We start from the raw sequence: 23558 nt of genomic DNA, 5'->3' as shown, positions 1-23558 counted from the left end.
GGTTTCAGGTAACAATACAGCAGGAATTAACCGATGTGGGTTAAACCGCCCATGTATTTTTGTAATACCGCTGGGATTTCAATACGGCCATCCGCTTGCTGGTAGTTTTCCAAAATCGCCACCATAGTACGGCCAACCGCTAGACCAGAGCCATTCAGAGTGTGTACCAGTTCAGGACGCTTTTCTGCTTTACGACGAAAGCGTGCTTGCATACGACGAGCTTGGAAATCCCACATGTTTGAGCATGATGAAATCTCACGATAGGTTTTTTGTGCTGGAACCCAAACTTCTAAATCGTAAGTTTTACAAGCACCAAAGCCCATATCACCTGTGCACAGTACCACTTTGCGGTAAGGCAGCTCTAATAATTGCAGCACTTTCTCAGCATGGCCGGTCAACTCTTCCAACGCCGCCATTGAATCTTCTGGTTTAGTGATTTGTACTAACTCAACTTTGTCGAATTGGTGCATACGGATCAAACCACGGGTATCGCGCCCGTAAGATCCCGCTTCAGAACGGAAACACGGTGTGTGAGCGGTCATTTTCATTGGCAGCTCAGCTTCATCCAAAATCACATCGCGAACTAAGTTAGTCACCGGTACTTCTGCCGTTGGGATCAAAGAAAAACGACGTGGCTCCTCATCACTGGCTTTCTCTGTCAATGGCTCGGTGTGGAACAAATCTTTACCAAATTTAGGCAGTTGTCCTGTACCAAACAACGTCTCTTGGTTGACTAAGTAAGGAACGTATAGCTCAGTATAGCCATGTTGTTCTGTATGCAAATCAAGCATAAATTGGGCAATCGCACGATGCAAACGAGCAAACTGACCTTTCATGATCACAAAACGAGCGCCGGTAATTTTGGTAGCACTGGCAAAATCAAGACCACCGCCCATTTCGCCCAGATCCACATGATCTTTGACTTCAAAATCATACTCTCTCGGTGTTCCCCAACGAGACACTTCCACGTTGTCGTCTTCATCTTTACCATCTGGTACAGAACTATCAGGAATATTCGGTACAATTTGCGTAATCGCTTCTAATTCAGCTTGGATTTTATCTAACTCAACTTTCTTATTGTCGAGATCCTCACCGAGAGTACCAATTTGCTGTTTGATGGCTTCCGCGCCTGCTTTATCGCCTTGCGACATTAGCTGGCCAATTTGCTTGGAGATGGAGTTACGCGTGGATTGTAAATTTTCAACTTCGACTTGAATCGACTTACGTTGCTCTTCAAGGGTGCGAATGGTTTCAACGTCAAGCGTAAAGCCTCGACGTGCTAATTTTGCAGCTGTTTCATCCAGCTCTGTGCGAAGTAATTTAGAATCCAGCATTGCTAATCCTATGCTTTAATGTTGTGAAGAAACGTAGGCGTTGTTTTTTTGAACAACATCACACGTATTGAATTTACTCAGCCAAAGATAACCAAAAGCCACTACTTTTCATAGCGCTTTTGTGGGCTTTTTGCATCTAAATCGGCTAGATACTGGAGTTTTTCCGCAATCTTAGTTTCTAAGCCACGATTGGTTGGTTGATAATAACGCTTACCTATCATTTCTGGTGGTAAGTAATGCTCACCTGCCGCAAATGCTCCCGGTTCATCATGGGCATATCGATACTCAGCGCCATACCCGAGATCTTTCATTAAATGCGTCGGTGCATTACGCAAATGTGCTGGCACCTCGTATTCCGGTAAATTACGGGCATCATTAAGTGCTTGTTTCCAAGCAGTGTAGACCGCATTGCTTTTCGGAGCGCAAGCTAAATAAATCGCCGCTTGAGCAATCGCCCTTTCCCCTTCAGCGGGGCCTACACGATTAAAACAATCCCACGCAGCCAAAGCCACTTGCATCGCTCTTGGATCGGCATTACCTACATCTTCAGAAGCAATCGCCAGTAAACGGCGGGCAATATAGAGCGGATCACAACCAGCAGTGATCATTCGTGCAATCCAATAGAGAGCTGCATCAGGGTTTGAACCACGGATCGATTTATGTACTGCAGAGATGAAGTCATACCAAGCATAGCCCTTGTTATCAAAACGAGCAACTTTTTCTCCCGCCACTTCAGCCAATAAACTGAGCGTGATCTGTTTACGACCTTGCGCATCTTGACTTGCCATGTCATACAACAGTTCTAAATAATTGAGCGACATTCGAGCATCGCCATTAACCAGCTCGGCTAGCCGTTGTAAAACGTTATCATGAAAATCTGCCTGATGAAGGCCAAGGCCTCTTTGCGGGTCATCAATGGCTTGCTGTAGCGTTTGTAAAATCTCATCAACACTTAATGAGGTAAGTTTGTAAACCCGTGCACGAGATAACAAGGCATTATTTAACTCAAACGACGGGTTTTCCGTTGTCGCGCCAATAAAGGTCACGGTTCCATCTTCAATATGCGGTAAAAAAGCATCTTGCTGCGATTTGTTAAAACGATGGACTTCATCAACAAAAAGAATCGTTCTTCGACCAGCGCGCTGATTTTCTCTCGCCCTATCGATAGCCACGCGAATCTCTTTAACACCGGAGGTGACAGCGGAGACACGCTCGACCTCGGCATGCGCATAATTGGCAGCAACTTCAGCTAGAGTCGTTTTTCCAGTTCCCGGCGGGCCCCAAAGAATCATCGAGTGAAGATGCCCGCTCTGCAGCGCACGGCGCAGTGGTTTGTCTTGACCAAGAATATGTTGTTGACCAATATATTGCTCAATGGTTTGCGGCCTCATACGTGCCGCTAGAGGACGAAAATCTTCATCCCCTGAAAAATCTAAACGGTAATTACTCACGATTACTCATTCATTCCCTGATTAGCGCTGGTCATCAACATCAACCCCATCAGGGATAACAAATTGAAAACGGCTGACCGGTGGCTTTTTCAAAGTGACGTCATGAAACGTGAAGCGACTTTGCTGACCATCTTGCTCGATGACGGTAAATCCGGTCACCTTACCTTGTGCATCAATCGTGATCTGAAAGCGTCCTTGATTAGACTCAAAGGTAATCGGTGTTAAGGTAAAAACATCACCTTCCGCTTCCACTTGGTACGCATTCCAATCACTGGCTTGATTACGAGTGAGTAGTATAAATGGTGTCTGCTCGGTGGCTTGTTGCTGATTGTAAATTGAAACCTGCTCGATAAATGGGCTGTAATACCACAGTGTTTGTCCATCGGAGACCAAGATATTTTCATCCGGTTCAACGGTTTCCCAGCGAAACGATCCTGGACGAGCCACGTCAACGGTGCCTTTACCTTCCATAACCGTTTCCCCATCTGGACTCAGCACTTGTTGATCAAACTGGGCAGAAAAACCTTCGGTTAAAGCTAGGCGCTGACTCAGCGTCTCTTTGGGACTTGCCAACACCGAAAAACTACAAAACAGCAAGACTATCCATTTTTTCATTTTATTTTTACTCCTAACAACCTGACCTAAAGATAAACTCGGAATAATTAACCGTGTCGATCTATTCACCCATAAGGTATAACGGCTTTCTTTGCTTTATATGTCAATATTCGGTAGAAAAAGTTCGAGCCTAAGTGCACGTATGACTAAAGCCGTGTGTTCTCGTCTGGCTACTGACCACAGCAGTGCTTGAATTTTTTACCACTCGAACATGGACAACTATCATTACGTCCCACTTGTTTATAAGGATTGATGTTTTGTGCTTTAGCGCCAAGCATCACTTCATCGGCAGCTAACGCCACCTCATGAACCATTAAATCCACTTGTTCAATCATATGCGCTAACGTGGGCAATGATTGATAACCCGCTGCTTGCATCTGCTGGTGAGTCCCCGCTTCATCAATCGCTAACATCAAGGTCGTCAATAGCGCTTGCAGCATACGTAATGCACCATCGGAATGATTCATCGTCTGCCATTGAGGTTCAATCATCGGCCATAAATTCATAAACCCTTGAGCAAAGTCGGCTAAGCCTTGTTCACGAGTCTTGGCGTGTTGCGATAAAAGGTTCAACAACGCATATTGATTCGCTTTTAACTGCTGATATTGTGCATTGATCTGGGCGGTAATCAAAGGTTCCAGCTCATCAACATGGTCTGGAAACAACTCACTTAACCACTGCTTAGGGTCTAGTGGCTGAGTAGCAAAATTCGCCGCTAATATAACGCCCTCGATAAACAAAGGAGATACTGAGCAGAAGGTTTTAGGAAGCATTATCAGTGGGTAGTTCATAAATTATCGGTATTGGTCAATAAAGATTAACGCAGTATAAACGTAAACCGTTGTCATTTGCAGCCATGATCCGAGGATCACTTGCTACAATCGACAATTAAGAGGACAAAAGAGGATGACTCATCGCCCGTCAACCACTACAATCTCGCGTCTTTATTATTGGCGGTACCAATCTTTATTATGCGTGTTGTTTTAGGCCCAATGGAGGGCGTTCTGGACCATTTGATGCGTCAAATGCTCACCGAAATCAATGATTACGATTTCTGCGTCACGGAGTTTGTTCGCGTAGTCAATTTATTATTACCGGATCATGTCTTCTATCGTCTTTGTCCTGAGCTTAAACACGCTTCACGCACTCAATCCGGCACCCCCATTAAAGTCCAACTTTTAGGCCAAGAGCCACAATGGATGGCAGAAAATGCCGTGCGCGCCGCTGAATTGGGCGCCTATGGCGTTGATCTCAATTTTGGTTGTCCAGCGAAAATGGTCAATAAAAGCAAAGGCGGTGCTGCACTGCTGCAACACCCTGAATTGATCTATCAAGTGATTAAAGCCTGCCGTGACGCGGTGCCCAAACACATTCCGGTTAGTGCCAAAATTCGCTTAGGATGGGAAGATCCTAATGACTGTTTTGACATTGTCGATGCGGTAACTCAGGCAGGGGCCGATGAGCTGACCGTGCATGCCCGTACCAAAGCGGGTGGCTACAAAGCCAGCGAAATTCAATGGGATTATATCGAGCAAATCCGCCAGAAAACGACTATCCCGCTCATCGCTAATGGTGAGATTTGGAATCATGCAGATGCACAAGCCTGCATGAATACCACAGGCGTTGATTCTTTGATGGTTTGTCGCGGCGCGCTAAATATACCGAATCTAGGCAACATGGTTAAATATAACCACCCACCAATGGTTTGGGCGGATGTCGTCGATTTATTATTAGCATACTCAGCGTATGAAGTACGCGGAGATAAGGGACGTTATTACCCCAACCGAGTTAAACAGTGGTTTTCCTACTTACGTCAAGCGTATCCAGAAGCGTCAGAGCTATTTAGAGAGATACGCACGCTGACTGACGTCAACGCCATCGTAAGCCACTTTCAACGCTATCGCGATCAACTGCGCTAATCGGCTCCCCAAAACAAAACACCGCGCGGCTCAATCAGCGGCGCGGTGTTATTCGTGTATATGGTCATATGACCGTCGATATCCTATTTAAAACCAGCGCTCTAACGCCCCTTTATCTAACTGACGAAAAGCGCGGTTAAGCACTAAAGCCAGTTCTTTATAACGGGGTTTCGCTTTGAGTGGCTCCAGCGCAAAACCCGTCTCAAGGATCTTTTGATGCAATTCACGATACCAACCAGCCAATGAAGGGGGTAATTGGGTATTCGCACGACTGCCCAACCACCAAATACCTTGTAAAGGCAAGCTGATCGCAAATAAAGCGATGACAATAGTTTGCGGCATAGCTTGGAGATTGTGAAAACTCATTTGAGTCAGAACACTAATCGCCGCAATGGCTGGCATCACTTTAATGCCAAAACGAGTCGCTTTGATAATACGTGCTTCGGGAAACAGTAAATTGAGCTCTTTACGCATTGGCCAGGTATCCATGTACTTTTGGCCATCTTTTAAACTATGGATGATTCCTGCTCTGTTGGCCATACCCTTTCTCCTTCACTGTTGATGAACCTTAGACTAAAAAATAGTTTAATGATTCAACAAATGGCGTAAAAAATTGACGAAAGCTAATATTGTTTCAAATTTTTTTTGTTATACTGAGCCATTATCGCTATCCTCTGCGGACTCTCAATCTTATTGTTGCTGTTATTTACAATTTAGGCAACCGTAAGACGAAATCAGCATGGAATGCGTCGACGATTATACTGATTCAGTCACGTCCCTATTATACGGATATTCACCGTGTTATTGATCAAGATTAGTTCTCACTTTTTACGGGTTCAGCTATTCTTGTGGTTAAATTTTATCCTAACTGATTATACAGGTAGTTATACATGTCCAAGCTAGTTTTAGTTTTAAACTGCGGTAGTTCTTCGCTAAAGTTTGCGGTTGTTGATGCAGAAAACGGTAATGAGCATCTCTCCGGTCTTGCAGAATGTCTGCACCTTCCTGAAGCGCGCATCAAGTGGAAACTTGATGGTAAACATGAAGCCCAATTAGGTCATGGCGCAGCTCACGAAGAAGCGCTCGCATTTATGGTTGATACCATTCTTGCTTCAAAACCTGAACTAGCTGAAAACCTTGCAGCTATTGGACACCGAGTGGTACACGGTGGTGAGCAATTCACTCAATCTGCTTTAATCGATGATTCGGTATTAAAAGGGATTGAAGATGCTGCAACTTTCGCTCCTTTGCATAACCCTGCACATATCATTGGTATCAATGCGGCTAAAAAAGCTTTTCCAGCGCTGAAAAATGTTGCTGTATTTGACACTGCATTCCACCAAACCATGCCTGAAGAAGCTTACCTATACGCACTACCTTACCATCTTTATAAAGAGCACGGTATCCGTCGCTATGGTATGCATGGAACTTCTCACCTATTTATTGCTCGTGAAGCCGCTGAGCGTTTAGGTAAACCTGAAAATGAACTAAACATCATTAACTGCCATCTAGGTAATGGTGCTTCAGTTTGTGCAATTAAAAACGGTCAATCGATTGATACTTCAATGGGCTTAACACCACTTGAAGGTCTAGTCATGGGTACTCGTTGTGGTGATATCGATCCTGCGATCATTTTCCATCTACACGACGCATTAGGTTACTCGGTTGAGCAAATCAACACGATGCTAACCAAAGAGTCTGGCCTACAAGGCTTAACTCAAGTAACTTCAGACTGCCGTTTTGTTGAAGATAACTACGGTGAAAAAGAAGAAGCGACTCGCGCAATGGACGTATTCTGCCATCGCCTAGCGAAATATGTTGCTGGTTACACTGCAAGCCTTGATGGCCGTTTAGACGCTATCGTCTTTACTGGTGGTATCGGTGAAAACTCGGGTCCAATCCGCGAAATGGTTCTAAATCGTTTAGCGATTTTTGGTATTGAAGTCGATAGCGCCGCTAACCTCAAAGCTCGCTTTGGCGGTGAAGGTGTGATCACCACAGCAAACAGCCGCATCCCTGCAATGGTTATCTCAACCAACGAAGAGCTGGTGATTGCTGAAGATACTGCGCGCTTAGCAGGCATCTAATTGTCCTTGTAGGCGACTCTTCCTTCCTTGCCGATAGTGTTACTTATCGGCAAGGTTTATCTAGCGTCTCAAGATGTAGCCTATTTTTTAGGGGCTCAAGACCTATTCTTACGGAATACGGCGTTGGGCTTTGTTCCTTTCAATCTAACTCATTTAGATTGTATCGATAGTGTTGAGGTACTTTACGTATGTCCCGTACTATTATGCTTGTCCCAATCAGTGCCGGTGTTGGTTTAACCAGCGTGAGCATGGGCCTTTTACGCGCCATGGAGCGTAAAGGTGTAAGCGTTTCTTTTTACAAACCAATTTCACAGCCACGTAGCGGTGGCGATCAGCCAGATTTAACATCAACCATTATTCGTCATAGTAGCGATATCAAAATTGCAGAACCAATGGCCATGTCAGCGGCAGAAGCGCTGATTGGCGGCGAAAAAATGGATGTACTACTGGAAACGGTTGTTGAGCGCTATAACCAAATTATTGTTGATGCCGAAGTCACGTTAATCGAAGGTTTAGTTCCGACACGTAAGCATCCTTTTGCCAACCAAGTTAATGCAGAGATTGCTAAAACGTTAGGCGCTGAAATTGTTTTCGTTGCCACGCCTGGGACTGATAATCCAACTCAGCTCAAAGAGCGTATTGAAGTCGCTTGCTCTAACTTTGGCGGCACTAAGAATAAAAACATCTCTGGTGTGATTATTAACAAACTCAATGCGCCAGTCGATGATGCGGGTCGTACTCGTCCCGATTTGTCAGAGATTTTTGACGATGCCGATGGTGCAAAACAGGCCAACCTTGAAGTGATGCAAATCTTCAACAGTAGCCCAATTCGTGTACTCGGCTGCGTGCCATGGAGCATTGACCTTATCGCGACTCGTGCGATTGATATGGCGAAGCACTTAAATGCTGAAATCATTAATGCCGGTGAGATCAACAGCCGTCGTATTAAGAGCATTACTTTCTGCGCTCGCTCTATTCCAAATATGATCGAGCATTTCAAGCCTGGTTCACTGTTAGTAACATCAGCAGACCGTCCAGATGTCATTGTTGCTGCTGCACTTGCTGCAATGAATGGGGTAGAAATTGGTGCGGTATTGCTAACCGGTGGTTATGATATTCCTCAAGAACTCGTATCACTCTGCAAGCCAGCTTTTGACACTGGCCTACCGATTTTCAAAGCGCAAGGCAATACTTGGCAAACCTCATTGAACCTACAAAGCTTTAGCCTTGAAGTTCCAGCGGATGATAAAGAACGCGTTGAGTTTGTCAGTGAACATGTTGCTAGCCACATTGATGGCCCATGGATTGATTCGCTTACTGAAGGTACACAAGCAACACGTCGCTTAAGTCCACCAGCGTTCCGTTACCAGCTAACTGAATTTGCTCGTCGTGCTAACAAACGTATTGTGCTACCCGAAGGTGATGAGCCACGTACCGTTAAAGCCGCTGCGATCTGTGCAGAACGCGGTATTGCAAAATGCGTACTGCTTGGCAACCCAGAAGAGATCAAACGCGTTGCTGCTCTACAAGGCGTTGAGCTTGGTGCTGGTGTGGAAATTATTGACGCCGAAGCCGTTCGTGAAAATTACGTTGCCCGTTTGGTTGAGCTGCGCGGCGCGAAAGGCATGACAGAAGTCGTCGCCCGTGAAAAACTGGAAGATTCGGTATTCCTCGGCACCATGATGCTTGAAGCGAATGAAGTCGATGGTCTTGTTTCTGGTGCGGTTCACACTACAGCCAATACTATTGTTCCACCATTCCAGATCATCAAAACAGCACCGAACGCTTCGATCGTCTCTTCCGTGTTTTTCATGCTGCTGCCTGACCAAGTTTTGGTTTACGGTGACTGTGCGATTAACCCAGATCCAACCGCTGAACAATTGGCGGAGATCGCGATTCAATCGGCAGACTCTGCGGCTGCATTCGGTATTGAGCCTCGCGTCGCGATGATCTCTTACTCAACAGGTACATCGGGTAAAGGCGCGGATGTGGATAAGGTGCGCGAAGCAACACGTATCGCACAAGAAAAACGTCCTGATTTAATCATTGACGGACCTCTGCAATACGACGCTGCCATCATGGAAAATGTCGCGGCTTCTAAAGCACCGAATTCTCCAGTTGCAGGTAAAGCAACGGTGTTTATCTTCCCAGATCTGAACACGGGTAACACCACTTATAAAGCAGTACAGCGTTCAGCGGATCTGGTTTCTATCGGTCCAATGCTGCAAGGCATGCGTAAGCCAGTGAACGACTTATCACGTGGTGCTTTAGTTGACGATATCGTCTACACCATCGCGTTGACCGCGATTCAAGCAGACCAAGAGCAAAAATAATTGAGATAATGATTGCTCAAGGTTAATGAAAACAAAAAGCCCTCGATGTAATTCGAGGGCTTTTTTAATCATGACGACCAAATGTCGATTAACTTAACTGTTCACGACCATGAGCACTATCAAGATCAAGTTCTGGACCTATTGGCACCACTTGCGTTGGGTTAATCATGCTATGGCTAAAATAATAATGCCGCTTAATATGATAAAAATCCGTCGTTTCACGCACTCCCGGATGCTGATACAACTCTTTAAGATAACCATTAAGATGAGGATAATCAGCAATCCGTCGCTTATTGCATTTAAAATGACCCACATACACTGCATCAAAACGAATCAAGGTCGTGAATAACCGCCAATCCGCTTCAGTTAGCACTTTTCCAGCTAAATAGCGATGCGTTGCCAAATGTTGTTCGACCTTATCTAAAGCAGCAAAGAGTGCTTCATACGCTTCTTCATATGCTTGCTGGGTAGTAGCAAAACCACAGCGATAAACGCCATTATTAATATTGGGATAAATAAAAGCATTCCAATCATCAATGACTTCTTGCAATGCCAATGGGTAATAGTCGGTATCATTGCCAGTTAATGAATTAAACGCCGAGTTAAACATTCGGATAATATCCGCAGATTCATTACTGACGATGGTTTGGGTTTGTTTATCCCATAATACTGGCACAGTAACTCGTCCGGTATAATCTGCTTTGGCTTGGGTATAGAGTTGATGCAAGAAACGATGGCCAAATAAAGGTTCGGGGATCCCAAACTGCCAACCATGGCTAAGCATATCAGGGCACACGACCGTTACGTCAATGTGGTCAGTCAGCTGTTTTAACTCTCGAAAGATCAACGTGCGGTGCGCCCATGGACAGGCTAAAGAAACATACAGATGATAACGACCTGAATCGGGAGTGAATCGAGCATTCGGTGTGTTTTCTATCCAATGGCGAAAGCCTGCGTCTTCACGCACAAATTGCCCATCACTCTGTTTCGTATCGTACCAAACGTCCTGCCATTGGCCTGCTACTAGTCTACCCATGCCTGACCTCTCTCTTTATGTATTTCGCCACTCAGTATTGATACGCTAGTATAAAATGAAGCCGTAAGAAGAGAACCGTAGGGAATTGGCCTAGATGTTCAAAATTTTTGATGGGGAAGCAAATAAAACCATTTGAATATCACCCCGAAAGACGATCTATCTTTCGGGGTGATGTGGTAGAGGTGGACCTTGAGGCTATATTTCGACGTGTAGGCACGACACTGCGTGAATATCATTACCTTTTATTTGCGGTTTGGTTTGCGCACATTCTGCCGTGGCTTGTGGGCAACGGGTGCGGAATACACAACCAGATGGAGGATTGATCGGCGAAGGCAGATCCCCTTCTAACATCTGAATGGTTTTGCTGCGCTCTTTCTTAGGATCAGGGATCGGTACTGCCGACATCAAGGCTTTAGTATAAGGATGGAGCGGATTGGAGAATAGAGCTTCCGAAGTACCCAGCTCAACCGCATTACCTAAATACATCACCAATACCCGATCGGAAATATGCTTTACTACCGACAAATCATGAGCAATGAACACCAGAGACAAGCCCAGCTCTTTTTGCAACTGCTGCAATAAGTTAACCACCTGAGCCTGAATCGACACATCCAGCGCTGAGACAGGTTCATCACAGATGATCATTTTCGGATTTAAGATCAACGCACGGGCAATACCAATACGCTGACATTGACCACCGGAAAACTCATGAGGATAACGATTAATCACGTTCGGCAGCAAACCGACTTTGGCCATCATCTCTTTAACGCGATCTTTCACTTCTTGCTTGGATAGCTCAGGGTAAAAGGTTTGTAGTGGCTCAGCGATAATATCCCCTACCGTCATCCGCGGGTTGAGTGATGCTAATGGATCTTGGAAAATCATCTGAATATCTTTACGAGTATTGCGTCGCTTAACGGCATTCAGACGGGTTAAGTCTTGCCCTAACCAAACCACTTGCCCTTCAGTCGCTTCGACTAGACCAATGATTGCCCGCGCAAAGGTCGATTTACCGCATCCTGACTCACCGACCACGCCTAGGGTTTCCCCTTCGTACAAACGCACATTCACGCCATCGACCGCTTTCAGTGTGAATGGTTTTGCCCATGGCCTCGGTGATTTAGCTGGAATGCTAAAATGTACTTTGAGATCTTGCACATCCAACAATAGGTTGTTTGCTACTTTCATTTATTCCATCCCTCCCAATCCGAAAAACAGGCGCGCTGACGATTATCGGCAAAAGTCAGCAGCGATGGTGCCTCACGTTTACAACGGTCGATCACCCGATGACACCGCTCTTGGTAAGGACAACCGGGTGGTAGACGTAATAAATTCGGTGGGTTACCCGGAATGGTCGGTAAAATATCCCCTTCTGTATCCAAACGAGGAATGGCTTTTAATAACCCTTCTGAATACGGATGACTTGGATTATAAAAAATATCGTCCACTTCAGCGTATTCCATGGTCCGTCCGGCGTACATGACCAGCACTTTGTCACATGAGCCAGCGACAACACCCAAGTCATGAGTAATCATAATGATCGCGGTATTAAACTCTTTTTTCAGCTCATTAAGTAAATCCATGATTTGTGCTTGGACAGTCACATCCAGTGCGGTCGTTGGCTCATCGGCAATCAGTAGTTTTGGACGGCACAACAGCGCCATCGCAATCATCACTCGCTGACGCATACCACCAGAAAACTCATGGGGATACATGGTAATCCGATTACGGGCTTCGGGGATTTTTACTGCATCGAGCATACGCACAGACTCTTCAAAGGCTTGAGCCTTACTCATGCCTTTATGCAGCATTAACACTTCCATCAACTGATCGCTGACTTTCATGTATGGGTTGAGCGACGTCATGGGATCTTGGAAAATCATCGCAATTTGTTCTGCGCGAACTTTGTTCAATTCACGCTCGGGCAAGTTTAAAATTTCTCGCCCTTCAAATTTAGCACTGCCACTGATCTTTCCATTTTTGGCCAGCAAGCCCATTAAAGCAAACACAGTTTGCGATTTGCCAGAACCAGACTCACCGACAATGCCTAAGGTCTCACCTTGTCGCAAAGAGAAAGTCAAATCATTGACCGCAGTGACCACGCCATCCCGAGTCGAGAACTCAACTCGCAGGTCTTGAACATCTAATAAGTTCATTATCTATTCCTTAGCTAAGTTGGGTTATCGGTCTTTAGGATCGAGCGCATCACGCAGCCCATCACCGACGTAGTTAAAACAAAACAGAGTGACGATCATAAAAGTAGCCGGGAAGATAAGTTGCCAGATCGCGACTTCCATCGTGTTAGCCCCTTCTTGCAATAATGCCCCCCAACTGGTCATCGGCTCTTGAACCCCTAAACCAAGGAAAGAAAGAAATGACTCGGTTAAAATCATACTCGGGATGAGTAGCGTAGAGTAAACCGCAACAATACCCAGTACATTCGGCACAATGTGACGAGTAATGATTCGCCATTGACTGACACCACAAACATGTGCGGCTTCAATAAACTCTTTACTACGCAAACTTAACGTTTGCCCGCGAACAATCCGTGCCATATCCAGCCAAGCAATCGCACCAATAGCAACAAAGATCAGCACAATGTTACGACCAAAAAAGGTGACGAGAACGATAACCAGAAACATAAAAGGAATCGCGTATAAAATTTCCAAAACACGCATCATCACTCGGTCGGTACGACCACCAATAAAACCAGAAGCCGCGCCATATAAAGTACCAATCAGTACCGCAACAAACGCGCCCATAATGCCGACCATTAAGGAGATCCGGCCACCAATTAAGGTCCGGACAAACAGATCTCGCCCTAAGGCATCAGTGCCAAACCAGTGAGTTGCCGAAGGGGCAGCATGCATGGCATACCAATCCGTTTCATCGTAACTAAAATTAGCCAGCATCGGCCCAAACACCACCAGTAAGGTGATGAAGCATAAAACGCACAGACTCGCCATTGCTGCTTTGTTGCGCATAAAACGCACACGAGCGTCTTGCCATAAACTACGACCTTCAATCTCAAGATTTTCGGTAAATTTCTCTATGGCTTGTAAATGTTCTTGTTTCTTTAACATGCTTTCGCCCTCAAACTAGTAGCGAATTTTCGGGTCGATATAAGCCAGAAGAATATCGACAATCGCGTTAAATAAGATAAATAAGAAACCAATCAAAATGGTGATTCCCATCACTAAGGAATAATCTCGGTTAAATGCCGCGTTAACAAACAAACGACCAATCCCGGGTAAACCAAAAATAGTTTCAATGACCACCGAACCGGTGATGATGCCAACGAAAGCAGGCCCCATATAAGAGACAACCGGCAGTAAAGCGGGTTTTAACGCATGTTTAAACACGATATAGCGATAACTTAATCCTTTAGCTCGAGCGGTACGAATAAAATTACTGTTTAGGGTTTCAATCATCGAACCACGGGTGATACGAGCAAAAGTCGCCACGTACAACAGCGACATACCAATCACTGGTAACGCCATATATTTAAAGGATCCATCGAGCCAGCCACCAGCCGGAAACCAACCTAATTTGATGGAAAAGACATAAATTAATACCGGCGCTAATACAAAGGAAGGCATGACGACCCCCAGCATCGCGGTCGACATAATCGTATAGTCTATCCAAGTATTGTGCTTTAACGCCGCAATCGTACCAATGGAGACACCGATAATAATGGTGAAGATAAACGCCGCGGCACCAATTTTTGCCGACACGGGCAGTGAACTCGCGACCAACTCATTCACGGTATAATCTTTATATTTAAACGAGGGACCTAAGTCACCACGCAAAATATTACCGAGATAAGTGATGTACTGCACCGAAACAGGCTTATCTAGACCATATTTAGCATTGATATTGGCCATAACTTCTGGTGGTAAGGGGCGCTCACTAGAAAACGGATTTCCCGGTGCAAAACGCATGAGAAAGAAAGACAGGGTGATCAATACCAACATGGTTGGTATCGCCTCAAATATCCTTTTTACGATGAATTTAAACATAAACTCACTCTTTCCAATCTGTGATAATAAAAAATACAAACGACACTGCATGCACTATTACGTACATGCAGAGTCGAACAACAGGTGGTTTAACCACTCAATTATTATTTCGCTATGAGGTAAAGATCTTTAGTGTAGATTTTTTCTTCAGCGTTATTACTCGGGAAGCCACCGACCTGCGGTGATAACAAACGAGATTTAACATATTGATAGATAGGGGCAATCGGCATATCACGTGCAAGCAGTTTTTCTGCCTGAGCATAAATCGCCTGACGCTCTTTTTCTGAGGTTGTCGCCATGGCTTTGGCCATTAACGCATCGTACTCTTCGTTATGGTATCTTGGGTCATTCGAGCTGTTGCTTGACTTCATCAAGGTCAAGAAAGATGACGCTTCGTTGTAGTCACCACACCAACCAGCACGAGTTACGTCAAAGTTACCTTCACGGCGTGAATCAAGATAGGTTTTCCACTCTTGGTTCTCTAAAGTGACATTAACGCCAAGACCTGAACGCCACATCGATTGAATTGCAGTGGCAACTTTACGGTGGTTTTCTGAAGTGTTGTACAGCAAGTTAAAGCGCAGTGGATTGCTGCGATTATAACCCGCTTCTTCTAGTAATTTTTTCGCTTCGGCCAAACGTTGCTGTTGAGTCATTTTGCCGTACGCTGGCATCTCTGGTTGGAATCCAGCGGTAATTTCTGGCGTTAAGAAATAAGCTGGCTTTTCACCTTGCCCCATAATCGCATTGGCGATGACATCACGATCAATAGCAAAAGAGAGTGCTTTACGAACTCGCACATCATCCAAAGGCGGTTTTTGGTTATTGAAACCATAGTAGTAAGTGCATAAGCTTCCCACGACTGAAACCGAGTCAGCGTGATCACGTTGTAGGCGGCGGAAATGTTCAATCGGCACTTCGTTGGTAATGTGAATCTCGCCAGATAAGAAGCGATTCATCTCTGCGACTTGGTTTTCAATCGGTAAAAACGTGACTTTGTTAATCACTGTTTTTGCATCATCCCAGTAATTGGGATTGCGTTTTAGCTCTAAACGCTCATTGACCACCCAGCGGTCCAACATATAAGCGCCATTGCTGACATAATTACCTGCGCGAGTCCACTCATCACCATGTTTCTCTACCGTCCCTTTGTGGACAGGTTTCATTGTGGTATGGCCAGTCATCATCACAAAATAAGGCAGTGGCGTATCCAATTCAACCACCAAAGTATGATCGTCTAATGCTTTAACGCCTAGTGTAGAGCTGGCTTTTTCTCCGGCAATGATCTCTTTCGCGTTTTTCATCTTGGTGTATTCCATATACCAAGAATAAGGCGACGCGGTAGCAGGGTCGACCGCTCGCTGCCAGCTGTAAACGAAATCTTGCGCAGTGACAGGGTCGCCATTCGACCATTTCGCATCTTTGCGTAGATAAAACGTATAAGTTTGGTTATCGGAGGTTTCCCAACGCTCGGCAACACCAGGAATAGTATTACCATCAGCATCTTGGTTAACTAAACCTTCGAGCAAGTCACGAATCACGTGCGATTCTGGTACGCCTTCGGTTTTATGCGGATCGAGAGAAGCAACTTCAGTGCCATTACCACGGATAAGCTCTTGAACAGGAGCAAGTTTAGTCCCTGCTGGAACATCAGCAGCGAGCGCAGAGAAAGAGGCCGTAGCGACAGTTAAACCTGCGCCAAGTAACAAGGCTTGTGTGATTTTATTTTTGTACATGCATAAACTCCAAGTTTTTATTTTGCATCCATGACTCTTTATTAAGCCTTCAGAACGGCCTGAATGAGGTGGCTTAGCGCAAAAACCAAGCAATATAACCTAGACCTAATAAAGAATTTCGCACATTAGCAATCATCGAAGTAATTTGCCAATAAAATGTAAAGCTAACCAATGATATCCTTAACCCACATCAATTATTAGGCAATTACTCCAATATAACGCCGTACCGCTGCGCGTTTGCGGTTACGCCCCAGTGACTAATAAACGACCACTTACTTAACCGGACGCTTTTTAATCGACAAGGGAAACAATCTTTAGATAAGTCGGGCATAAGCACTGCTTGAAACCCGATTAGCAGTATCTTTCGCCGTCAATTTAGCAAAAAATTAACATTTAAACAGTAGAACGTCTAACTTATTGTAATAATCCCCTGTTAAAGCCCTGCGTTCTGTGAAGAGGGTCACTACCTTGCACTAAGCTGATCATATTGCCCCATCACATTGCATTCACGGCAAGAATTATTACTACAAAATCGATTGGTTGGAACCACTGTGGCGATACTCAGATCACAAGCAGTTAACCCATCGTACGGGTTAGTATTTCAAGTATTTGGGGGCGAAAAATAAAAAATACCGCGCCAAGTAAGCACAGTCCTGCCCAGACAAAATCCAAGCGGAAAGGCTCTTTCATATAAATCAGCGCAAAAGGCACAAACACCGATAAGGTAATCACCTCTTGTAATATCTTCAGCTGGCCTAAATTCATCACCGTGTAACCAATACGATTGGCGGGTACTTGAAACATATATTCAAATAGGGCGATTCCCCAACTGATCAATGCAGCAATGATCCAAGGTTTATGGGCTAAATCTTTTAGGTGGGCATACCAAGCGAAGGTCATAAAAACATTACTGATCAATAACAGACCAATAGTGACCAGCATCGGTGGTAGAGCAAACATGATGAACTCTCCGGATCAAGTAGAAAAACCAGCGCAGTTTGCGCTGAGATTTTATTCTCGTCAATCTGTTCAAGCGTAATTTCGAACAAACTGGGAACGATACCGAAATGTAAACTAAAAATCTTAACTTTACCTCGTATATTTATAGATGATCACATTTCAAGAAGCGAAATATTCTACTATTCAGTTGCCTCTTTTTACTCCCTGGCCCATCAGCTAAACTGGAACAAACCATTATCTGGAGAAATAACAATGAATAAAATTTGGGTTACAGGGGATGCTGTCGTTGATTTAATTCCCGAAGGCGACAAGCATTACTTAAAATGCCCCGGAGGAGCCCCTGCCAATGTTGCCGTGGCTATTGCAAGATTAGGTGGCCAAAGCGCCTTTTTTGGTCGAGTCGGGAACGATCCCTTTGGTCGATTTATCCAACAAACGTTAACAACGGAACAAGTCGATTGCCAACATCTTATTCTCGATGAGCAGCAACGAACCTCAACCGTGGTGGTTGATCTGGACGACTCTGGTGAGCGTAGTTTCACTTTTATGGTCAAACCGAGTGCCGATCAGTTCCTACAGCCAACCGATATCCCAAACTTTAAACAAGGTGACTGGTTACACGCTTGCTCTATTGCTCTGGCTAACGAACCAAGTCGCAGTAGCACATTTGCAGCTATAGAACGAATTAAACAAGCTGGCGGTTATGTCAGTTTTGACCCTAATTTGCGCGAAGAAGTCTGGCAGAATCCGGATCAAATTATCGAGGTCGTGATGCAAGCGGTCAGTAAGGCTGACGTGGTGAAATTTTCTGAAGAAGAGCTGACTTTTTTAACTCAAACCAACACCATTGAACAAGGATTAACTGTCTTAGCTCCCCTATCCCTACCGTTAGTCGTTATCACTCAAGGAGCCAAAGGCGCTCTCGTGGTAAGAAACCAACAGCAAGAGCTCGTGACTGGTAAAGTCGTACAACCTATCGACACCACAGGAGCAGGCGATGCATTTGTCGGTGGTTTGTTATACCAATTCGCCACAAGCCATCACTGGCAAGAGAATATTACCCAAGCCATTCAATGGGCACATGGCTGCGGGGCATTAGCCACCACTCAAAAAGGAGCGATGACGGCTTTGCCTAACCAACAAGCGTTACTTGAGTTTATTAACTGCTAGTACCAGCTGACTTTTGCCGCCATCACCGAGCCTAAGATAACGGCTGTTGAATCAACAGCCGTTAAATTTAGTGGGCAAAAGGACTAATGGTTGCCTGAAGAGGAAAGTAATCCGCTTCAACCTCAGCACCGAATAAAGCGATTTGCGTAGCATCCGGCGCGGTAAACACACGGCTACTCATCACTTGCGCTCCTTGATTGATAAAGATTTCAATCGACGAATGATCAACCAGAATTTGTAGCTCAACCTGCTGAGTGGTCAGACTGATTTCTCGTATCGTATCCCCTTGACGAATCTCAGTGTGACTGCGATCTAAGCGTAAAGTGTGGCTCTGTTCATCTAGGGATAACACAACTTGCTGGTGACGATTTTTCATCAGATGTAGCTCACTCCCCCAAGGTAAAGTAACCTGTAACTCATAACTTTTACCGCCAATGTCGATACCCTGCTCGGTCAAATGTAGTGAGCGTTTTTCGCCACGTAACTGAGTGAGTTCACGAATCGGGCTCTGTATCACGCGACCATTTATCCACCGTAACTCACGTAACGCGGTTAATTGATGGATCCAACCATCAGCACAACTAGGATGATCGACCTCGTCCGGTAGCCCCATCCAACCACAAAGTACACGGCGTCCATCTGGCGTCAGTGCCGTTTGCGGCGCATAAAAATCAAAACCGCTATCCAGCTCCCAACCCTGTAAAAACTGTAACTGTCCTTGCTGATTGTCGGCAACGGTGAAAATTCGATTGTGGTGTTCAATGGTGTGATGAGGATTAGGCGAGCGGATGCCTTGTGGACCAAAAACAACCAAGCTTTGGCCATCCAGTTCAAACATATCTGGGCATTCCCACATATAACCATAAGGCGCTAATTCTTGACCATACAATCCATCAAATTGCCAATCGTGTAAGTTATCCGAATGATAAACGGCCAAACAACCCGATAATTGCTGAGTTTGCGCGCCGAGCAGCATCTGCCAGCGACCCTGTTTATACACCACTTTAGGATCGCGAATATGCTCAGTAACACCATCTGGTAGTGTGCGGATAACCGGGCCTAGTTTAGTGAAACCACCTTCAGAGTCAGCTTTGGCAATACACTGCATGGTCTGCCGCTGTCTATCCTGTCCTAATCGAGTATTTCCGGTATAAAACAGCCACAAATTGTCACCATCACTGACTGCATGACCTGAAAATACACCGTGACTGTCAAACCAGTCAGATGGCGTTAAAGCAACCGAATGCCAACGCCAGTTGATAAGATCTTGGCTTTTAAGTAGCACCCAATACTTGTCTTTATGCAGACAAGCAAGCGGGTGCCACTGATAAAACAAATAATATTCACCCTGATGATAAACAAAGCCATTGGGATCATTAAGTAAACCTTGCGGGGGTGAAATGTGCCACTGCGGACGATAGTGACTTGCTGTCGCCAAGGAGCAAGCTTGAGCACGCTTAAGCTGGCGCTCTGCAATAGAGCGTCCAACAACCACGAACTCTTGCTCAGAAATAACCGCTGGATCCATTTGATTGGTAGTAGAAAGTTGCCACTCTCCTAATACTTCTTCTAGTACAACAGTGGTAGGCAGCGGCTGTTTGACGAGTTGTCGATTATCTACCGCAACCGTGACCCAACCTTGAGGAGCTAAAATACGGGTAATATTGGTGATTCCGCCAGCGAGTTCAATCAGAGTATCAAGATTCATTGCCTTTCCTAACCTTATTCGGGAACGTTCTCAAAATATAAGAGATAAAGGCTTAAAGCAAGTTTTTACCTTAGATCGCTGGCATTATAAATTATCAATGTGAGGTATATACCCAAACAACTTGGAGTTGCAGGTAGGCGGCAAGTGAGTGACAAATTTGTCTGGAACAAATTTGAACAGCCGTAGGCTGGCCTGTGGTGAGAGCCACGGATGGCTCTCATAATCCCCATGAGCATAGATAGACTATGTGATTAGGGCGAACGAACGTAGCCAACACCCCTGAAGCTTCAAGTCGGAAGGGTATAGCGCGATCGAATATAATCGCCATTTAACAAGTCTCACGCTCAACGTTTTGGAACGTCAGCACCACTTTACTCATTTCTAAACCTTGTCCAGCAATGCGATCAAGCAGCATCTTCGCGGCATTTTCTCCTGCTTTATCAAAAGCATAATTAAAGGTAGATAGACTTGGAGTACTGACATACGCCAATTCATCATTACCAACCCCCAGTATTTTCACCTGTTGGCCAACAATACGCCCATCATCTTGCAAAGCCTTAATGGCTCCAATCGCTAAACGATCAGTTGCACAAAATAGCCCATCAAGTTGTGGGAAATCTTTTAGTTGCTGCTGAGCTAACCGATAGCCAGACTCAATCGAAAAATCGCCTCGTGCATGAAACAATAACTGACGTTGATGAAGGGCTAATGACTGCTCAAGCCCTTGCGAACGAAGGACATCTACCGCCACATCATCACTTTGCACACCAATAAAGCCAATATGCTGACACCCAGCGGCAACTAATCGGTTACCAGCTTCAAAGCCAACACGTAAATCATCATGCACGACACTCGGAATATTGTATAAAGAGCCATCCTGACCCACTAAAACGACCGGAACCACCGATTGCTGAATAGCTTGAACTAAGCTTTGATCAAGGTGAGTCGCATAGAAGATGATTCCCTCTACCCGCTTCTGATTAAAAATTTGTATATATTCTAATTCTTTAGCATGAATTTGATGAGTGTTAGCCAGCAACACATGCTTGCCTGCTTGTTCAAAAATGGCGGTCAAACCATCAACACCTTGCGCGGTAGCATGAGAAGAAACTCGAGGCACAATCACGCCAATTAAATTGGTCTTTTGTGATTTAAGATCTTTAGCGACCTGATTGACCATATAACCACATTCAGCAACAGCTTTTAACACCTTGATTTTTGTAGATTCTTTTACACCGTACTCGTCATTCATCACTCTTGACACGGTCGATTTGGATACCCCAGCCAAACGAGCTACATCATGCAAACTTGCCATTTTTTCTTATTCCATCATTACATTGGGATTGATTGCAAAATCACTGCGCTATTATCGCTTTTATTACGTGATTCTGCCTTTGTTTTATTCATTATCACGGTAGATTTTGGCGATCCTATTCACAGATTTATTGATTTCCTTTTGACCTCTAGCCAATTGTTGATGATCATTACACTTGCAAACGTTCCCAATAAATAAAACATAACGATTGAAACTACGCACTACCCAAACAACTTGAAATTACAGACAAATAACATCGCCGTCGCTTCAAGTCGTAAGGGATACCTATTATTCACAATAACCGGGGTGAGTTATGAACTATCCAGTCATAGCAAAACAACTTATTGAGCTGTTGGGTGGCAAAGCCAACATTCAAGCACTCGCACACTGTGCCACTCGACTTCGCTTAGCGATCAATGATGAATCACTGATTGACGAAAAAGCCATTGAAGATCTCGATGGTGTAAAAGGTCGATTTAAAGTCGCAGGTCAGTACCAAATTATTTTCGGTTCAGGCATTGTTAACCAAGTTTATGCTGAAATGGCCAAGTTGACGGGCCTTGCTGAGATGTCCACCAATGATGTGGCTTCAGCTGGTGCACAAAAGCAGAATATTGTCCAACGTGCAGTGAAAGGCTTATCGGATATTTTCGTTCCCATCATCCCAGCGATTGTCGCGGGCGGTTTATTAATGGGTCTTTATAACCTATTAACGGCACAAGGTTTATTTATTGAAGGGCAATCATTGATTGATGCCAATCCTGGGCTTGCTGATTTAGCGAGTATGATCAATACCTTCGCCAACGCCCCTTTTGTTTATTTACCGGTTTTATTGGCTTTTTCTGCCTCACGTAAATTTGGCGGTAATCCTTTCCTTGGTGCAGCTTTAGGCATGCTCATGGTTCACCCTGATCTTCTCAATGGCTGGGGATTTGGTAGCGCTTCATTAACTGGTGATATTCCTACTTGGAATATTTTAGGCTTAGAAATCCAAAAAGTCGGCTATCAGGGCTCGGTATTGCCCGTCTTAGTCGCTACCTTTATTCTGGCTAAAGTAGAAAATGGGTTAAGAAAAATCATCCCTTCGGTACTTGATAACCTATTAACGCCAATGCTAGCCATTTTTATCACTGGTTTTCTGACCTTTACTGTCGTCGGTCCTTTAACTCGTGATGTCGGATTCCTGTTAGGCGATGGCTTAAACTGGATGTATGAATCAGCGGGCTTTATCGGTGGCGCATTATTTGGCTTCGTCTATGCACCATTTGTAATCACAGGCATGCACCATAGCTTTATTGCCATTGAAACTCAGTTGCTTGCTGATATCGCTATCACCGGTGGTACGTTTATTTTCCCTATCGCAGCCATGTCTAATGTGGCGCAAGGTGCTGCTGCTTTAGCCGTAGGATTAACCACCAAAGAGACTAAAATGAAAGGGATAGCGGTCCCCTCTGGCGTCACCGCGTTATTAGGTATTACTGAACCAGCGATGTTCGGGGTTAATTTAAAACTGCGTTATCCGTTTATCGCAGCGATTTGTGGAGCCGCTATCGCCAGTGCCTTTATTACTTTATTTACCGTAAAAGCACACGCTTTAGGCGCAGCGGGTTTACCGGGGATTATCTCCATCAGTCCTGATAAAATTGGCTACTACGTGGTCGGTATGGTCATCGCCTTTGTTGCGTCATTTGCTCTCACCTTGTTGCTCGGTATGCGTGAAAAAACAAAACTCTCCCCAAACAACTTGGAGTTGCAGGTAGGCGACAAGTGAGTTCATCCCCATGAGCATAGGCAAACTATGTGATTGGGGTGAACGAACGTAGTCAACACCGCTGCAGCTTCAAGTAGCAAGGGGATAGGTGCTCGCGCTAACGC

General features: G+C 44.9%; 19 protein-coding genes. 5 read left to right on the top strand and 14 right to left on the bottom strand.

Going from position 1 to position 23558, the window contains the following annotated elements:
- Nucleotides 1-26 precede the first annotated feature (26 nt).
- From serS to AACS00_RS06140, 4 genes are all read right to left on the bottom strand, one after another.
- On the bottom strand, nucleotides 27-1334 hold the full coding sequence (gene serS, locus AACS00_RS06155; protein ID WP_110166825.1) for a serine--tRNA ligase: 1308 nt from the start codon (nucleotides 1332-1334) through the stop codon (nucleotides 27-29).
- 101 nt (nucleotides 1335-1435) lie between these two features.
- Entirely contained in the window at nucleotides 1436-2785 is a 1350-nt protein-coding gene (locus tag AACS00_RS06150) for a replication-associated recombination protein A (protein WP_110166824.1), read from the bottom strand.
- Between the two features lie 21 nt (nucleotides 2786-2806).
- Nucleotides 2807-3400, bottom strand: a complete 594-nt coding sequence (gene lolA, locus AACS00_RS06145; RefSeq protein WP_110166823.1) for an outer membrane lipoprotein chaperone LolA — start codon at nucleotides 3398-3400, stop codon at nucleotides 2807-2809.
- Between the two features lie 170 nt (nucleotides 3401-3570).
- Nucleotides 3571-4191 (bottom strand): SEC-C metal-binding domain-containing protein, encoded by a 621-nt coding sequence (locus AACS00_RS06140; RefSeq protein ID WP_110166822.1) that lies wholly within the window; start codon nucleotides 4189-4191, stop codon nucleotides 3571-3573.
- Between the two features lie 180 nt (nucleotides 4192-4371).
- Between AACS00_RS06140 and dusC the strand changes: the two genes are divergently transcribed.
- Nucleotides 4372-5319, top strand: coding sequence for a tRNA dihydrouridine(16) synthase DusC (gene dusC / locus AACS00_RS06135; RefSeq protein WP_110166821.1), 948 nt, complete (start codon nucleotides 4372-4374; stop codon nucleotides 5317-5319).
- 87 nt (nucleotides 5320-5406) lie between these two features.
- Here dusC and yfbV read toward each other — a convergent pair whose 3' ends face one another.
- Entirely contained in the window at nucleotides 5407-5859 is a 453-nt protein-coding gene (gene yfbV / locus AACS00_RS06130) for a terminus macrodomain insulation protein YfbV (protein ID WP_072669295.1), read from the bottom strand.
- A 350-nt stretch (nucleotides 5860-6209) separates the two neighbouring features.
- Between yfbV and AACS00_RS06125 the strand changes: the two genes are divergently transcribed.
- Nucleotides 6210-7406, top strand: coding sequence for an acetate kinase (locus AACS00_RS06125; protein WP_110166820.1), 1197 nt, complete (start codon nucleotides 6210-6212; stop codon nucleotides 7404-7406).
- 188 nt (nucleotides 7407-7594) lie between these two features.
- Nucleotides 7595-9739, top strand: a complete 2145-nt coding sequence (gene pta / locus AACS00_RS06120; protein ID WP_072669297.1) for a phosphate acetyltransferase — start codon at nucleotides 7595-7597, stop codon at nucleotides 9737-9739.
- Nucleotides 9740-9827: 88 nt separating this feature from the next.
- On the opposite strand, the gene AACS00_RS06115 is transcribed toward pta, so the two are convergent.
- The 7 genes from AACS00_RS06115 to AACS00_RS06085 form a co-directional block, all read right to left on the bottom strand.
- The gene (locus tag AACS00_RS06115; RefSeq protein WP_072669298.1) at nucleotides 9828-10775 is read right to left on the bottom strand and encodes a glutathione S-transferase family protein; all 948 of its coding nucleotides are present in this window, start codon (nucleotides 10773-10775) and stop codon (nucleotides 9828-9830) included.
- 195 nt (nucleotides 10776-10970) lie between these two features.
- The gene (oppF, locus tag AACS00_RS06110) at nucleotides 10971-11963 is read right to left on the bottom strand and encodes a murein tripeptide/oligopeptide ABC transporter ATP binding protein OppF (RefSeq protein ID WP_110166819.1); all 993 of its coding nucleotides are present in this window, start codon (nucleotides 11961-11963) and stop codon (nucleotides 10971-10973) included.
- On the bottom strand, nucleotides 11960-12931 hold the full coding sequence (locus tag AACS00_RS06105) for an ABC transporter ATP-binding protein (protein ID WP_181397485.1): 972 nt from the start codon (nucleotides 12929-12931) through the stop codon (nucleotides 11960-11962). Before AACS00_RS06105 ends, oppF begins: the two co-directional genes overlap by 4 nt.
- Nucleotides 12932-12955: 24 nt before the next feature.
- Nucleotides 12956-13858 (bottom strand): oligopeptide ABC transporter permease OppC, encoded by a 903-nt coding sequence (gene oppC, locus AACS00_RS06100; RefSeq protein WP_072669301.1) that lies wholly within the window; start codon nucleotides 13856-13858, stop codon nucleotides 12956-12958.
- Between the two features lie 15 nt (nucleotides 13859-13873).
- On the bottom strand, nucleotides 13874-14794 hold the full coding sequence (gene oppB / locus AACS00_RS06095) for an oligopeptide ABC transporter permease OppB (protein ID WP_072669302.1): 921 nt from the start codon (nucleotides 14792-14794) through the stop codon (nucleotides 13874-13876).
- A gap of 104 nt (nucleotides 14795-14898) precedes the next feature.
- Nucleotides 14899-16530: an ABC transporter substrate-binding protein gene (locus tag AACS00_RS06090; protein WP_072669303.1), complete on the bottom strand. Its 1632-nt coding sequence runs from the start codon at nucleotides 16528-16530 to the stop codon at nucleotides 14899-14901.
- A 576-nt stretch (nucleotides 16531-17106) separates the two neighbouring features.
- Nucleotides 17107-17490: a DMT family protein gene (locus AACS00_RS06085; protein ID WP_072669304.1), complete on the bottom strand. Its 384-nt coding sequence runs from the start codon at nucleotides 17488-17490 to the stop codon at nucleotides 17107-17109.
- Between the two features lie 252 nt (nucleotides 17491-17742).
- Between AACS00_RS06085 and AACS00_RS06080 the strand changes: the two genes are divergently transcribed.
- Nucleotides 17743-18660, top strand: a complete 918-nt coding sequence (locus AACS00_RS06080; RefSeq protein ID WP_110166817.1) for an aminoimidazole riboside kinase — start codon at nucleotides 17743-17745, stop codon at nucleotides 18658-18660.
- A gap of 67 nt (nucleotides 18661-18727) precedes the next feature.
- On the opposite strand, the gene AACS00_RS06075 is transcribed toward AACS00_RS06080, so the two are convergent.
- Together AACS00_RS06075 and AACS00_RS06070 are read right to left on the bottom strand one after the other, a co-directional pair.
- A complete protein-coding gene (locus AACS00_RS06075; protein WP_110166816.1) occupies nucleotides 18728-20368 on the bottom strand; it encodes a glycoside hydrolase family 32 protein in 1641 nt (546 codons plus the stop codon).
- Between the two features lie 328 nt (nucleotides 20369-20696).
- Nucleotides 20697-21683, bottom strand: coding sequence for a LacI family DNA-binding transcriptional regulator (locus AACS00_RS06070; RefSeq protein WP_110166815.1), 987 nt, complete (start codon nucleotides 21681-21683; stop codon nucleotides 20697-20699).
- Between the two features lie 313 nt (nucleotides 21684-21996).
- Between AACS00_RS06070 and AACS00_RS06065 the strand changes: the two genes are divergently transcribed.
- Nucleotides 21997-23454 carry a sucrose-specific PTS transporter subunit IIBC gene (locus AACS00_RS06065; RefSeq protein ID WP_110166813.1) on the top strand — a complete coding sequence of 486 codons (1458 nt, stop codon included), beginning with the start codon at nucleotides 21997-21999 and terminating at the stop codon, nucleotides 23452-23454.
- Nucleotides 23455-23558 lie beyond the last annotated feature (104 nt).

The organism is Vibrio sp. 11986-1-5, from assembly GCF_963878025.1.
GTDB lineage: Bacteria > Pseudomonadota > Gammaproteobacteria > Enterobacterales > Vibrionaceae > Vibrio > Vibrio injensis.
The sequence above is the reverse complement of the archived record's forward strand: the minus strand, read 5'-3'. Positions and strand labels throughout refer to the sequence as shown.